Consider the following 13,576-nt stretch of genomic DNA (forward strand, 5'->3'; position numbering starts at 1 on the left):
AACTCACATGCCATCATGTCGAGTTGTGGCTGAGGGGGAGGCTATGGCAAATACCGCGGTCCGCGTGCGCCTCACACAGGGTGCGAGCGAGAGCGACATCAGGGCGCTGAAGGCGTGGCTCGAGCGGGAGCAGATGCTCGAAGCGCTGAAGAACAGCGGCAGGCTGGAGATCCACGAACGAGCGGGGACGGGGGACGGGCCCGCCAGCCCGATGGGAGCCGGTATGGACATCATGCTGGTGCTGATCGGCGCAGGGGCCCCCAAGTTGTTCGACGAAGTGTTCGAACAGGTCAAGAGCGGGGTCCGCGCGTGGCGCGAGAACCGCCGATCCGTGGAACGGGGCGAACCGCCAGAGGTCGACGTCGAGCCGGGCGGCGACGGGAGATAGCCCCGTGGCGCGCTTCGACCCGCGCGGGAAGGCGAACCGGGCGCTGCTCGTCGGAGTTCCCGGCTACGACTTCAAACAGCCGGAGCACCCCTTCGGCGTGTCGGGCGATCTCCAGGCGGTCGAACACAACCTCACCGGACTCGAACGGGCCCTCCGCGCCGGCGGGGTCTTCGCCGAGGACGGGATCACCGTCACCCGGCCGGGCACCGTGGACGAGTTCGACCAGCACCTGGACACCGCGGTCGACGCGGCCGGAGGGCTGCTCCTGCTCTACTTCTCCGGTCACGGAGCCGTGCCCAGCACCGGTGACGAGCTGTGGCTCCTCATGCGGAGGGCGACGATCGTCCCCGGCACCGAGTCCGTGTTCCGCGGCGCCGTGCCCTGGAAGAGCGTCCTCACCGTACTGTCCCGGGCGAGGGCGGAGCGGGTGGTCGTCATCCTCGACTGCTGCTACGCGGGCAACGCCTCGGCGGCATGGGACGCGCTCGACACCGCCCAGCGGCAGCGCACCTCGCTCCTGATGAGCGTCCAGGCCAACAACCGCATCGACGCGGGCGACGGCGAGCGCCCCACGCCGTTCACCGCGCAGCTCGTACGCCTCCTCCAGGACGGCGAGGTCGGCTTCGACGACCTCGCCGACCGGCTCCGGGCACACATGTCCGCGCACCACACGACGTTGCGCGAGCCCCCCGAGCCGTGGGAACCGCAGAGCCGATCGGCCACCTCCGGAGCCGACGTACTGCTCGCCGCCCCTCCCGCCGGCTCGCCGGGCAGGCGCCCGCCACCGCCCCCGCCGGCGCTCTTCGCCGAGCCGTACGGGACCGGCGGCCGGCGGCCTTCGCCGCAGTCGGCGCGAGCGCCGGGCGGTTTGCGGCCTCCCGGCCGAAGACCTGGTCGGCGCGGCAGGATCCTGCCCCTCACCGGCCGCGGCAGGCTCGCGGCCGTCATCGGCGTGCCCGTGGCCATCGCCGGTCTCGTCGCCACCGGCCTTGCCGTCCTGGACTTCGACGGCGGGGACGGGGCGCCCTGCAAGCCGCCGCTCGAACTCCGGCTGCTCACCGACCCCGATCTGGAACCCACCCTCCGCAAGGCGGCGGAGGCGTACCTCATGTCGAACGCGAACAGGACGGGAGAGGGCTGCAGGGCCAGCGGGATCACCGTCTACAGCGCCGGAGCCGCCGCCACCGTCACCGCGTTCAACCGGCAGTCCGACCCGTGGCAGCGGCCGACGGGCGACGACAACAACCCGCAGCGCGACATCGGCCCCCAGCCGGACATCTGGATCCCGGCTTCGTTCGCGAGCGTCGACCGGGCCCGCCTCACCTCCCCCGAGCGGACCTACGTCACCCTGGAGGCCGATCCCGAGCCGTTCGCGTACTCGCCGGTGGTGCTCGCCGTACCGCAGAACCTGGCCGCGGAGCCGGCCGCCGAGCGGGTGGGCAGCCTCGCGGCCCTGACGGAAGCGGTCAGGAAGCGCGAGGCGAGGGCCGAAGTGCGGCGCACGGACCCGGAGAACACCGACGCCGGCCTCCTCGCGACGATCGGCCTGTACGGCAGCGGTACGGCAGGCCAGGACCCGGCCTCCGCCGAGCGCGGTGTGGCCCAGCCGGGACCGCCCTCGCGCACCGGCGCGGAGCTGCTGTGCACGCTGCCCGACGACGACGCGGTCGACGACCGCACCACGGCACTGGTCCCGGAGTTCCTGCTGAAGACCGCAGTGGGCTGCGACAGCGCGACGCGGACCGGGCGGATGGCCGAGTACCCCGTCGACGTCCCGGGCCTGAGCCCGACGTTCGTACGGGTGCGCTGGCGGGGCGCCGACCGGGACAAGGACGCGCGGGACAACGCCGTGGAGCGGTTCCGTACCTGGCTCACCGGAAGGGAGGGCGGGACGAGGCCCGCGTCCGCGGCCTCCGGCGGACTCGCCGTATTCGGGCAGGACGGCTTCAGAAGCGGATCGGGCGGCCACCGGCCCCTCGGCGGCAGCGACTTCGGAGCCCTGGCCGACCCCGGCCTCCTCCCCGGCCCCGCCCTCCCGTCCTCGATGACCGAGGCGCTCAAGCGCTACCGGGAAGCCAACGGGCCCGGCCGGGTCCTCTTCCTGCTCGACTCGTCCGGATCCATGGGAGGCCTGTGGGAGGGCCCCGGCGGCGCACCCGGAATCATCGCCCAGTCCCTCGCCGGGCTCGGCGGCCAGGACGAATACGGGGTCTGGGGCGTGGCCACCGAGCCGGGCAGCTCCCGCCCGTACGGCGAAGTGCTGCCGTTCGGCAAGCACAAGCGCGACGATGCGCAGCGTACGATCCCCGCTTCGGCGCAGGTCAAGGACGTGGAAGCCGACCCCTACCAGGCCCTGGTCGCGGCCCTGGAGTACATGGCCCAGCGAGGTACCGACGACCATCGTCCGCAGCTGATCGTCTACGTCACGGACGACGAGGACAACAACAGGCTGACCGAGGGCGGCCGGCTGAACGATCTGCTCGCATCCGCGCGCGCGAGGAAGATACCGGTGGTCATGGCCTCCCTGGACAGCGGCGGGTGCGACAAGGGCAAGCCGGACGCGGCCGTCTCCGAGGCGAGCGGCGGCCGCTGCCTGGACACCAAGGGCGATCTCGTCGCCCGGCTGCGGGACGAGGTCGCCAGGACCGGAACGGGGGACGAGGGATGAACCACCACCTCGGACGCGGGCCCGGACGCGGCCCCGGACGCGTACGGCGCGGCGTGTCCGCCATGCTCCTGCTCCTTCTGCTCGCCGCGGGATGCGACGCGGGCGGCGGGAACGGATCCGACGTACGAGGCGGGCCCGGCGGCGGGCAGTCGGCCGCCGCGGGCACCGCCGACGTCGCGGGCGAGATCGTGCTGGCCAGCGGCCGGGACGTGACCGGCAAGGGCGGCATCCGCCAGCAGCTCATCGCGGAGTGGAACCGGCAGCAGGAGGCCAGGGGCTCCGGCTTCCGGGCCCGCCTGGTCGAGCTGCCCGGCTCGGCCGACCAGCAGCGCAGCCAGCTGCTCGCCGCGCTGCAGTCCGGCAGCGCCGAGTACGACGTGGTCAACCTCGACGTCACCTGGGTACCGGAGTTCGCGGCGGCGGGTCTCGTCCAGCAGCTCCCCGACCAGCTGGTCGACTCCGACGTCATCAAGTCCGTTGCGGACACGGCCCGCTGGGGAGACAACCTGTACGCCGTCCCCTTCAACAGCGACGTCGGGCTGCTCTTCTACCGCCGCGATTACCTGGCGAGCGCGGGCGTCACCAACACCGAACTCGGCAAGGGCACCGGCTGGCCCGTGATCCAGCAGCTGATCGGCGCGCTCGACGCCGCCGGGAAGAAGCTGCCCGGCCCCTACGCGAAGGGCTGGACCTCACAGCTCGACGCGTCGTACGAAGGCCTCACCGTCAACGGCATCGAGGCCTTCGCCTCCGCCGCCGACGGATTCGCACTCACCGACAAGGACGGCCGCTACGCCGGCTCCGTGGCCGACCTGCAGGCGGGGCTGGACGAGCTGCGCAACCGCACCCAGGCCGCGTACACCCTGCCGGACGCCGTTCACTCCGACGAGGCGGACACGCTCACCGACTTCGCGAACGGCCGTACGGGCTTCCTCCGCCACTGGCCGTACGCGTACCGCACGCTCCACCAGTCCCTGTCCGACCAGCAGCTCGGCGTGGCCCCACTGCCCGGGAAGGCGGTGCTGGGCGGCCAGAACCTGGCCGTGGCCAGGGGCTCGCAGCGGGGCGCCGCCGCCCGGCAGCTGGTCGGCTTCCTCACCGGCAAGGAGAGCGAACGCTGCCTGCTCGACGCGGGGTTCGCGGCCACCAGGCTCTCCGCGTACGAGGACAACGGCCTGGTCTGCAACGCGGCCAAGCCGTCCGGCCAGGCCACTGCGTCCCCGACGGGCGAGCGCACCGACCGGATGCCACGGGACGCGAACGGCCGCCCCGCCTACGCGCGCGGCACCCTGCTGCCCGCTCTGGAGAACGCCGTCCAGCGGCCGCGCACCCCCCTCTACGGCGCCTTCAGCCAGACGTTCACCGCTCAACTGTCCCGGCTCCAGAGCGACAAACCACCCTCCGGCGCCCAACTCGCCAAGGACCTGGACGCACAGTTGAAGAGGGCCCTGCCAACACGCTGACCCGCGGTCACGGGGCGCTACGCTCTGCCCGCCGAGCGCCGTGCCGAAGACCTCCACTCGCCGCACGGAAGCCCCGGACATAGGCCGGCCTTACCGAAGGCGGCCATGGTCCGCCGATCAGAACACGCCGATCAGACCGCTTCGTCGGCGATGGCCGTTCGGCCATCGCACAGTCGGCCGTGCGGCCGCCCACGGACGCTCGTGATTCCCGCCGGCACCTCCCGGCCCCGCCCAGCAGCAAGCCATCCTCGCCGAGAGGAACACCGTGCGCCGGCAGGCCGATCGGCCACCTTTGACCTGCGGCAAGGAGCTGACGTGCGTCACGCCGCCCGGCCGTGGTCGGCCTCCTGGTGCATGCCGTGGCACAGCGCCCAGACGATGAAGAGGTTGACGGCGACCAACACCGTGGCCCAGACGGGGTAGTACGGGATCCACAGGAAGTTGGCGATCGCGCCCAGACCTGCGACGAACACGCCGAAGAAGCGTGCCCACAGGGCTCCGGTGAGGACGGCGCAACCTGCCAGGACGATGAGGATGCCCAGGATGAGGTGGACCCAGCCCCAGCCCGTCAGGTTGAACTCGAACACGTAGTGGCGTGTCGCGAGGAACAGGTCGTCCTTGGCTAGGGCCGCGATTCCCTCGAAGACGGCCATCGCGCCACCGAAGATCATCAGCGCTGCCGCGAGGACGGTGGTTCCGGATGTGGGCCCGTGCCACGGACTCGGGTCGGCGTTGGCCGCTCTGGTCCGGGTGGAGTCACTGGCCATGTCGGCCTCCTTGCTTGGCGCGGCCGTCCGGTCAGCCGAGCTTGCCGGACCGCCGCGATCTCCGTCTCAGCGTGGCACGAGGGCCCTCCATCGGCACTCCGTCGGCACTTCGGGGTCAAGAATTCTTGACATCGTGAGTGCCGAGGAGGCCGTGGGGCACAGCGTGGACGAGGCTGGTCGGGGGTAGCGTCAACCGGCGGCTTCCCCGAACGCGCCGTGCCGCCCCGCGCCCGAGGCGAATCGGCCCGCTCCCGCCGCCGTCTCGCCCGCGGTCAGCGGAACCAGACCGTGCCGGTACTCCCCGGCCAGTGCCTCCGCCTCGTTCAGCCCGTGCTGTTCCAGGACGGACAACCGGTCGTGGCGCATGCACAGTTGGGGGAACGCGGCGATCTCGCGGGCCAGCGCTTCCGCGGCCTGGCGCGACTGCCCGGGGGCCACCACCCGGTTCGCGAGCCCGATCCCGTGCGCCTCGGCGGCGGTGACCGGACGACCCGTCAGGATCAGGTCCATGGCGCGGCTCTCGCCGATCAGCCGGGGCAGCCGCACCGTACCGCCGTCGATCAGCGGCACACCCCAGCGGCGGCAGAACACGCCGAAGACCGCGTTCTCCTCCGCGACCCGCAGATCACACCAGAGCGCCAGCTCCAGGCCCCCGGCCACCGCATGCCCCGCGACGGCCGCGATCACCGGCTTGCTCAGCCGCATCCGGGTCGGCCCCATGGGTCCGTCCCCCGAAGGGAGTACCTGATTGCCGCGCTCGGTACCGATGGCCTTGAGGTCGGCGCCGGCGCAGAACGTTCCGCCCTCGCCCCAGAGCACGGCGACGGCCGCGTCCTCGTCGGCCTCGAACCGGCGGAAGGCGTCTGCGAGCTGTGCCGCCGTCGGCCCGTCCACGGCGTTGAGGACCCCCGGCCTGCTCAGGATCACCGTGAACACCGGGCCGTCCCGTTCGACCCGCACCGCGGCCTGCTCACCCACCGTGCCCCACCCTCACTGGCCGTCCTCGGTGAGGGGACCGTAGTGGTACGTGAGCTCCCGCCAGGTCAGAGCGCCGCCGGGCTGATCCTCCTGGCCGGGGCGGTTGAACCGTGCCATCCGCCACGCGCCGCGGTTCGGGCCGTCACCGAGCCGTGTCCACGCGTCGAGGTCGGCGTCGAGAACGCGCGTGGGGCCGTCTTCGCCGGGGTCGGTGTCGTCCACGGGGGACCAGTGGCGCAGGTCGGGTCGCTGTGCCAGTCGTTCCTGGTAGGCGGCGGCCCGGGCCATGAAGTCGCGACCGCCGGCCGGGGCACGCTTGACGTGCTCCAGGTCGTAGGCGCTGGCGAGGCTGGTGAGCGTGTGGCGCATGTGACCAGCCTAAAAGCTTGAGCCCCGGTCCGGGAGCCGGTCCGGGGATCTGCTGCACTTCAGCTTTCGCGCCGTCGCAGTCTTCGAACGTTTTTGCGACATTGGTGACCGGAGGGCAGGTGGCACGGGGGCCGCGTACCCGTCACGGGCCCCGCCAGACATTGGCGAAGGCCGCCTTCTCGATCGACCGCCGCTGGCGTACGGCTTCCAGCTCCATCACCGCGTCGTTCACGATGGCCAGCACGGTCGTCACCGCCTCGTCGTCGAGGTCCGGCTCCTCCTCGGACGGCTCGCTCTGAAGGCCCACGACCGCCGCGAGGGCGGCGAGTACGGGCTCGTCCGCCTCCCGGCGGTTCTGGGCCTGGCGGCGAGCGGGCGAATCGGCCAGTTCCACGCGCTCGGACCCGAAGAACGACCGGCCACTGCGACCCCGCGTCAATTCGCCGTCCGCCTCAAGGGCGGTCTGGTACGCCGAGGCGAGGTCACGGCCCCTGCGCCACAGCCAGTCCTCGACCCGCTCGTACGGCACCTGCCGGGCCAGCGCCGCCGACGCCTCGTCCAACAGGCGGTCATCCGGCGCGGACTGCCCGCCCGGCACGATGCTGTCACCGTCCAAGGTGACGACCTGCGCACCGAGGAGATCGATCAGCTCGGCTCCCGCAAGCGCGAGCGACAAGTCGCCCTGCCCCACGGAATGGTTCGGCTGTGGATCCATGGCGATGATGAACAGGTCTTTCGCCGTCGTCATGAACGGCTCCCCTCGGAGTCACCGGCAGTGGTGTCCAGTATCGCCCCGGTGGGTGGAAGATCGCGGTGTCGGGGTCGGTGGATCGTTCAGCGGTCGTATCGCCGGTGGAAACGCTCCACCCGGCCCTCGGCGTCCACGATCCGCGCGGTCCCCGTGTAGAAGGGGTGGCTCGCCGACGAGATCTCGACGTCGACCAGCGGGTAGGTCTTGCCGTCCTCCCACTCGATGGTGCTCGACGCGCGCACGGTCGACCGGGTCAGGAACGCGGTGCCGGCCGCACGGTCGCGGAAGACGACGGAGCGGGATTCGGGGTGGATTCGGAGCTTCATGCGGTGACCTTCCTCATGCGTGTGGGCCGAGTGCGTGCCTACGTACCTGCGGGGCGAGGCCCCGTACGCCTCAGCGTTCCTCTCGAAAGGCGACGTGCCTTCCGGCCAGTGCGTCGTACTTGCGCAGGACGAGCCGGTCGGGGTTGTTCCGGGTGTTCTTGCGCGTCGTATAGGTGGTGCCGGTCCCGGCCGTCGACTTCAGTCGGACGACGGGGCGCGTGGTGTTGCGTGCCACGGGGTGCTCCTCTCGGTGACATTTGCGCGATGTTTGACTCGCGCATGCCAGCTGAGACCTGTAACAGGAGCCGGGGTCGATGCATTCCCGCTCCGCGGCGGAGCCCCCGGCCGGCGGAGCCCTGCCCGTTCCCCGTCCGAGTGATCATCGGTGTGGCTGCGTGTAGGGCGGGATGCGGCTGCCCAGGATGGCGGCATGTCGCTTCGATCTTCATCACTTCGCCGTGCACTGGTTCCGTTCGTGGCCGCCCTCGCGCTGTCGGCCACCGTCGTGTCCTCCTCGGCCGCCGCAGCGGAGGCCTGCGGTTCGATCATCACCGCGCCCCTCGCCGCGCCCGTCTCCGCCGACGATCCCTGTCCCAGCACCGACCCGGTTGTATGCCGTATCCGCGTGCTCCCCTGGGGGGAGAAGGTCGAGGCCCAGAAGACCCGCATCCGCTACCACGAGCTCCTCGATGACATGCACCGGACCGCCGCCGACATGCGGGCCGCCGGGGCCACCGACGAGGAGATCGCCAGGGAACTCGTCGACATGCGCAACCAGGCCAAGTCGATCACCCGCGCGGGCATGACCCCGGAGGAGGTCCGCATCCTGGAGGAGCGCAACATGGCCAAGTACGGCAATCCGCTCGGGCCCACGGCGGACCAGCTGTACGCCAAGTACGGCACGTGGCAGCAGGTCATCGATGCGTCGATGCGGACGAGCTATGCGGTCGACCGCGAACTCAGCCTTGAGTACAAGCCCTGCCCCGTCTAGATCCGGCGTGGCCGGCCGGGCCGGTGGCGAAGCCCGTCGAGCGGGATCGCCACCGCCCCACCGCCCGACCGCCCCGCCTCAGTCGATCCCGCCGCTGCCCTCGCCGGACTCCCGTTCCCAGGCCGCGGCGAACATCTCGTGCAGCGGTGTCGTCGGCAGGACCCGCCCGAACGGGCTGCGGATCTCGCCCCGCCACAGCGGGCGCACCCCGTGCGCGGCCAGCTTCGCCGCCTCCAGGGGCAGGTGCGGGGACTTCAGCTCGGTCCACTCCCCGGGCAGGAACAGGGTCCGGCCCGCCCGCGCCCGCTTGGCCTCCACCACCCTGCCCGATCCCAGCAGTTCCGTACGGGCCGCTGTGTGCCGCTTGGCCGACCAGCCGTTCCACCGCCGCACGTTCCGGTCGGTGGGCGCGGCCAGCGTCGCCAGCTGAAGGAACAGGGCGGCCGCATCCGCGCCGACCCCGAGCTGCTCCGACACCCGTACGACCAGCTCCGGGCAGGACCGCCGCGGGTCCGCCTCGTACGCGCCGGCCGGTACCGCCCCGGACCGGGCCCGGTGCATCATCCGCTCCAGACCGCCGCCCGCCAGCAGCGGAGCCACCCGGTCCAGCTCCTCGGCCAGGTCGGTGACTCCCCTCACCCGCTGCCACGCCTCCGGGTCGGCCACCGCTGCGGGCCGCAGGAACGAGGCACCGCCGGGCGTGCACACCACCAGTGGCCCGGAGTCGTACGCAGCTACCGGAACCGGTTCCTCCTCCTTGCGGCGGTCCATCGCCACCGGCAGCCGCCCGGGCCCGAACCGCTCCGCGATCCGCGCCGAGGCGTCCTGGACCCGCCCGCCGGCCAGCGCCACCAGCAGTTCCGGACGATCGAGCTCCGCCCGCAGCCGCTCGTACAGGTCCATCGCTCCGACGACGGCCGGATCACCCACCGGCCGATCCGTCCACGCCCACACCAGCGCGCTCGCCATCTGCCAGAGGGGGAGCCCCACCGGGGTGCGGTACGGCAGCTCCGGCCCGGCCGGCGGCACGGCCCGGACCTCCACGCCCGCCCCGTACGGTGTCGCCGCCAGCTCCCAGCCGGCGGCCTCCACGGTCGCGTCCGCGGCGGCCCCGTATCCGCCCGCGAGCCGCCGGGCCCACACCTCCGGGAGCCCCAGCTCGGCCTCCAGGGCGTCGGCCGCACCATCGTCCAGGGCGGGGAGCGTGCCGAGGCGCTCCCGCCACACCGCGGCCATGCGCTCCACGGCCGCCTCGATCCCGCCCGGCCGCCACAGCTCGGCCGGATCCTCGGGCAGGCCCGCCGCCAGGACGGCGCGCCGGCCCGCGCCTCCGAGCCGGGCGCGCAGCCGCTCGTACGACTCCGCCGTCATCGGCGTCGCCTTGTACGGGGCCTTGCGCGCCAGGGCGCGGTCTTCGTCGCGGTCGCACCGGCCGACCAGACCGGCCACCACGAGGCGGGCCACCGGCCCGCGTACGCCCGTCAGTCCTGCGAAGCGCGCGGCCGCCGACTCCGGCAGCGGGACCGGCCCGTGCTCCTCGACCGCCGCGATCAGGGCCCGCAGCCGGGCGGCGTCATCCCGTTCGACCCGGACCAGCCGCGCCCGGGGAACCGCCGCCGCCGGGTCACCGTCCGCTTCCTCCCCGGCGGCCGCCACGAACCAGCTCTCCGAGCCGCCGGCCCGCACCGGCCACGACGCCACCGCGATCCCGCCCCCGCGCAGCCCGTCCACGACCCCGGCGGACGCGCGGCCCACCCACCACCGGCCGCCCGCGCGGGCGAACGGCTGGTCGGCCCAGGTGTCCAGCAGCGCCAGCAGAGCGGCCCGCTCCGCGTCCGCGGTCGGTTCCACCGCCGCCCGCCAGGCGGCTGCGTCGATCGCGCCCATCAGCTGCGACCAGTCGTGCGGCGGCGCCGGCGGCGAGAGCCGGCGCACCTCCTCCACGATGGCCCCCGCCAGAGCGGCCCCGTCCGAGGCCAGCGCGCTCAGCGTCGCGGGCAGGTTCACATCGGGGCTGCGCCGCCACGGGTCGTCGCCCCCGTCCGAGACCAGCCCGAACAGCGCGGGCATCAGCTCGGTGTCCGGTGCGGACCCGCGCGGCAGGGCGGCCGGCGCCTGCGCGAGCAGGGTCACCCGCCGGTGCAGGGCGAGCCTGCGCCCCTCCACCCGGGCGGCCCGCCCGGCCACCGCCACGACGGCCTCGACCAGCACCGGGTCGCCGACGTCCGGCAGCTCCCGGGCCACGGCGGCGCGCAGCTCCTCCGCGTCCGCTCGGGCGGCCTTCAGCAAGGCGTCCGCCGCCTCCCGCCCCACCCCTCTCAGCGCCCGGGACCCGGCCGCGTCCCGGGTCCGCAGCAGGTACCAGAAGGCCGGCGGCAGGGCCACGCCCCCCGACGCGGTGACCCGGCGCACCGGAGCCACCCGCGGATTCCGTGGCGATGAGTGCCCGTCCAGCTCCCACAGCAAGGTGCCGTCGGCGGCGTACGCGCGCACGCCCGTCCGGGTCTGCGCCTCGGCGAGGACCACATCCTCCACGGGGTCCGCCGCCGTACCTTCCGGCGGGGCCCACAGGCCCCACGGCTCCTGCCCCTGCCGGTCGATGTCGAACCGGGCCGTACGCCCGTCCACGCTCTCCACCAGGTAGTGGTCCGGCGCGTGGTTCCGGTGCCGGGTGCGGAACAGCACCCGGGTGCCGACCAGCCCGTCCCGGCTGCCCAACGGGGATCCCGCCAGACCGGCGGGAAGCGGCGCCAGCTGCAGGGCCTCCGGGGCCAGGGCCATGCCGGCCTCGGACGGCTCCGCGGCAGGATCGCCACTCGCCGCGCGGCCCGGGAAATCCGGCAGCGAGACCACGCCCTGCGGCTCCCCGGTGACCGGGTCCACCACCTCCCACGGCCTGCGCCCGAACACGGCGTTGGTCCAGATCCGCGAGCCGTCGCCGAGTTGCAGCTCGTCCCGGTCGATGCCCTCCGTCCCACCCGGACGCAGGACCCGTCGGCCGCCGTGGCGCCCGCCCCCGTCGGCAGTCTCGAACTGGAAGCCGTACGCCCCGTCCAGACTGCCGCCGAACGGCACCAGACCACCCACCTCGTCCGGGGCGAACACCTCCGCGGGTCGCTCCGCCCACACGGCGGTGTCGCAGTAGTACGGACTCGGCTTGAGCGTCCAGCTCACCAGGAAGGAGCCGCCCACGTAGTGCACCGCGTACATCGTCGCGCCGTCGGGCACCGTGAACCGGCAGGATCCCCGCACCCCGTCCGGGCCGACGGCGACCGCCCGGTCCCGCCCGAACACCGTCAGCACCGGCCAGGTGGCGGTCACCCCGGCCACCCCCGGCAGCGCCTCTTCCGCTTCCTCGCCACCGGCGCCCGCCGCGAACTCGGCGTACACCGACTCCAGGGCCGGCCACGCCAGTTCCTCGGGCAGACCGGCCGCCAGCGAGCGCCGCAGCGCGCCGGCCGCCCCCGCCCCGGCGAGGGCGTCGGCGATCCCGTCGAGCGCCGACACCGTCGGCCGGTCCAGTACGGTCTCCAGCTCGGCCACGGCCTCCTCGGCCCCGGCCATACCGCCGCCGGCCACGGTGTCGACGAGCTTGCCGACCCGGACGGCGACCTCCTGGGCGATGCCCTCGTTGCCCGGCAGCAGCGTCACCGCCGAGCCGGCCCGGCGCCCGCGCGCCGGCCCCCACCGGGGCAGCAGATCCGCGTGGACGGTCCCCTCCAGCCGGGGGCCGAACACCGGGTCGGCGGCCAGCGCGGACAGGTCCCGCCGGGACCGTTCGCCCCAGAACCTCATCCGAGTCTCCGGCCCCGGGTCGACGACCGCGACCCCGGCCGCCAGACAGGCGTCCAGCACGTCCGCGTCGAAGCCCTGGTAGTGATGCCGGGTGGTGTGCACCGTCACCGCGGTGCCCTCCGCCCGCAGCCGCGGCCCCAACCGGCCCACCAGGTCGAGGAATTCCACCGGCAGCGGCTGCCGTGCCACCCCGCCGCCGGACTGCGCCGCATACTGGTACATCCGTACGTAGTTCCCCACCCAGTGGTGCAGCCCGCCCTCGGGCACCACCCGCCCGGCGGCCATGGCCTCTGCCGCGCCACAGCCGATGAGCATCCGCAGCCAGGCCCCGCCGTCGGTGACTCCGTCCGGGAAGACCTCCACCAGCCCCGCCGAGGTCGCGTCCGTCGGCGGATGGGCCGTCAGGACCTGGCCGGCGGCATCGAGCAGCGCGTCCGGCACGGACTTCTTGCGCGTGACCGACAGGATCGCGCCCACCAGCCGCGCGGCCTCCTCGTCCCCGTACCCGGCCCCCTTGGCGGAGGCCCGTACCCGGCGCACCAGATCGGCCGGCAGGTCCGCCGGCGAACCCGCCCACGCGGTCAGGAACGCCTCCAGGGCCGTGTGCGCGGCGGCCGGCTCCAGCGTCTCGGCGAGGAACCGCTGGTGCGCCCCGAACTCCTTGGCCGGCATGGCCCCGCCCGCCGCGAACAGCAGCGCGTTGGCCCTGCGGTATCCGGGGTCGACCGGGAGTCCGTGCTGGGCCTCGGCCGACCGCGCCGCCGCATAGGCCCGGCCGCCCGGGCGGCTCCCGTAGCCGATCAGCCGATGACCCACGGTGTCCCAGAACCACGGCAGATGCGCCGCCGGCAGCCGCCTCGCCCGCGCCGCCATCGTGTCCACGAACCGGCCGGGCTTGGTCCAGGACCGCCCGAGTTCGGTGCGCATGTCCTCGACCAGGTCGCGTGCGCCCGTTGCCGCACCCGGGTCGTGGGCGGCGACCCAGTCGGCGTACGTGGTCGAGGTGTGCGCACCGGCGGTGGGCAGCAGGGTTTCCAACGAGACGATCATGCTTCGCATCGTCGCACGCCCCACCGACAA

At 73.5% G+C, this 13,576-nt stretch carries 11 protein-coding genes; 4 read left to right on the forward strand and 7 right to left on the reverse strand.

What is annotated here, in order from left to right; translation table 11 throughout:
• The first annotated feature begins 64 nt into the window (after positions 1-64).
• The 3 genes from ACIQU4_RS08890 to ACIQU4_RS08900 all read left to right on the forward strand — a co-directional run bounded on the left by ACIQU4_RS08890 (position 65) and on the right by ACIQU4_RS08900 (position 4,519).
• Complete coding sequence (locus tag ACIQU4_RS08890) at positions 65-388, forward strand: hypothetical protein (protein ID WP_403727473.1); 324 nt, start codon at positions 65-67, stop codon at positions 386-388.
• 4 nt (positions 389-392) lie between these two features.
• Positions 393-3,056, forward strand: coding sequence for a caspase family protein (locus ACIQU4_RS08895; RefSeq protein ID WP_403727475.1), 2,664 nt, complete (start codon positions 393-395; stop codon positions 3,054-3,056).
• Positions 3,057-3,118: 62 nt separating this feature from the next.
• Positions 3,119-4,519: an extracellular solute-binding protein gene (locus ACIQU4_RS08900; RefSeq protein ID WP_403727477.1), complete on the forward strand. Its 1,401-nt coding sequence runs from the start codon at positions 3,119-3,121 to the stop codon at positions 4,517-4,519.
• Between the two features lie 320 nt (positions 4,520-4,839).
• Here the strand turns inward: ACIQU4_RS08900 and ACIQU4_RS08905 are convergent, their stop codons facing one another.
• The 6 genes from ACIQU4_RS08905 to rpmG form a co-directional block, all read right to left on the reverse strand.
• Positions 4,840-5,286, reverse strand: a complete 447-nt coding sequence (locus ACIQU4_RS08905) for a hypothetical protein (RefSeq protein WP_403727479.1) — start codon at positions 5,284-5,286, stop codon at positions 4,840-4,842.
• 189 nt (positions 5,287-5,475) lie between these two features.
• A complete protein-coding gene (locus ACIQU4_RS08910) occupies positions 5,476-6,264 on the reverse strand; it encodes a crotonase/enoyl-CoA hydratase family protein (protein ID WP_403727481.1) in 789 nt (262 codons plus the stop codon).
• Between the two features lie 12 nt (positions 6,265-6,276).
• Complete coding sequence (locus ACIQU4_RS08915) at positions 6,277-6,633, reverse strand: hypothetical protein (RefSeq protein ID WP_403727482.1); 357 nt, start codon at positions 6,631-6,633, stop codon at positions 6,277-6,279.
• A 142-nt stretch (positions 6,634-6,775) separates the two neighbouring features.
• Positions 6,776-7,381, reverse strand: coding sequence for a GPP34 family phosphoprotein (locus tag ACIQU4_RS08920; RefSeq protein ID WP_403727484.1), 606 nt, complete (start codon positions 7,379-7,381; stop codon positions 6,776-6,778).
• Positions 7,382-7,467: 86 nt separating this feature from the next.
• Positions 7,468-7,710 (reverse strand): type B 50S ribosomal protein L31, encoded by a 243-nt coding sequence (locus tag ACIQU4_RS08925; protein ID WP_403727486.1) that lies wholly within the window; start codon positions 7,708-7,710, stop codon positions 7,468-7,470.
• 70 nt (positions 7,711-7,780) lie between these two features.
• Positions 7,781-7,945: a 50S ribosomal protein L33 gene (gene rpmG / locus ACIQU4_RS08930; RefSeq protein ID WP_053081014.1), complete on the reverse strand. Its 165-nt coding sequence runs from the start codon at positions 7,943-7,945 to the stop codon at positions 7,781-7,783.
• Positions 7,946-8,140: 195 nt separating this feature from the next.
• Here rpmG and ACIQU4_RS08935 point away from each other — a divergent pair, with 195 nt between their 5' ends.
• On the forward strand, positions 8,141-8,701 hold the full coding sequence (locus ACIQU4_RS08935; RefSeq protein WP_403727488.1) for a hypothetical protein: 561 nt from the start codon (positions 8,141-8,143) through the stop codon (positions 8,699-8,701).
• A gap of 78 nt (positions 8,702-8,779) precedes the next feature.
• Here the strand turns inward: ACIQU4_RS08935 and ACIQU4_RS08940 are convergent, their stop codons facing one another.
• Positions 8,780-13,546, reverse strand: a complete 4,767-nt coding sequence (locus ACIQU4_RS08940; protein ID WP_403727490.1) for a hypothetical protein — start codon at positions 13,544-13,546, stop codon at positions 8,780-8,782.
• Between the last annotated feature and the right edge of the window lie 30 nt (positions 13,547-13,576).

Origin of the sequence: Streptomyces sp. NPDC090741 (assembly GCF_044769045.1) — a bacterium.
In the GTDB taxonomy this organism is placed as follows: Bacteria; Actinomycetota; Actinomycetes; order Streptomycetales; family Streptomycetaceae; genus Streptomyces.

Excerpts from the sequence above, each read along its gene's own strand:
- ACIQU4_RS08915 (WP_403727482.1), bottom strand. The coding sequence starts at position 6,633 with ATGCGCCACACGCTCACCAGCCTCGCCAGCGCCTACGACCTGGAGCAC.
- ACIQU4_RS08935 (WP_403727488.1), top strand. The coding sequence starts at position 8,141 with ATGTCGCTTCGATCTTCATCACTTCGCCGTGCACTGGTTCCGTTCGTG.
- ACIQU4_RS08920 (WP_403727484.1), bottom strand. The coding sequence starts at position 7,381 with ATGACGACGGCGAAAGACCTGTTCATCATCGCCATGGATCCACAGCCG.
- ACIQU4_RS08900 (WP_403727477.1), top strand. The coding sequence starts at position 3,119 with ATGCTCCTGCTCCTTCTGCTCGCCGCGGGATGCGACGCGGGCGGCGGG.
- ACIQU4_RS08925 (WP_403727486.1), bottom strand. The coding sequence starts at position 7,710 with ATGAAGCTCCGAATCCACCCCGAATCCCGCTCCGTCGTCTTCCGCGAC.
- ACIQU4_RS08940 (WP_403727490.1), bottom strand. The coding sequence starts at position 13,546 with ATGATCGTCTCGTTGGAAACCCTGCTGCCCACCGCCGGTGCGCACACC.
- ACIQU4_RS08905 (WP_403727479.1), bottom strand. The coding sequence starts at position 5,286 with ATGGCCAGTGACTCCACCCGGACCAGAGCGGCCAACGCCGACCCGAGT.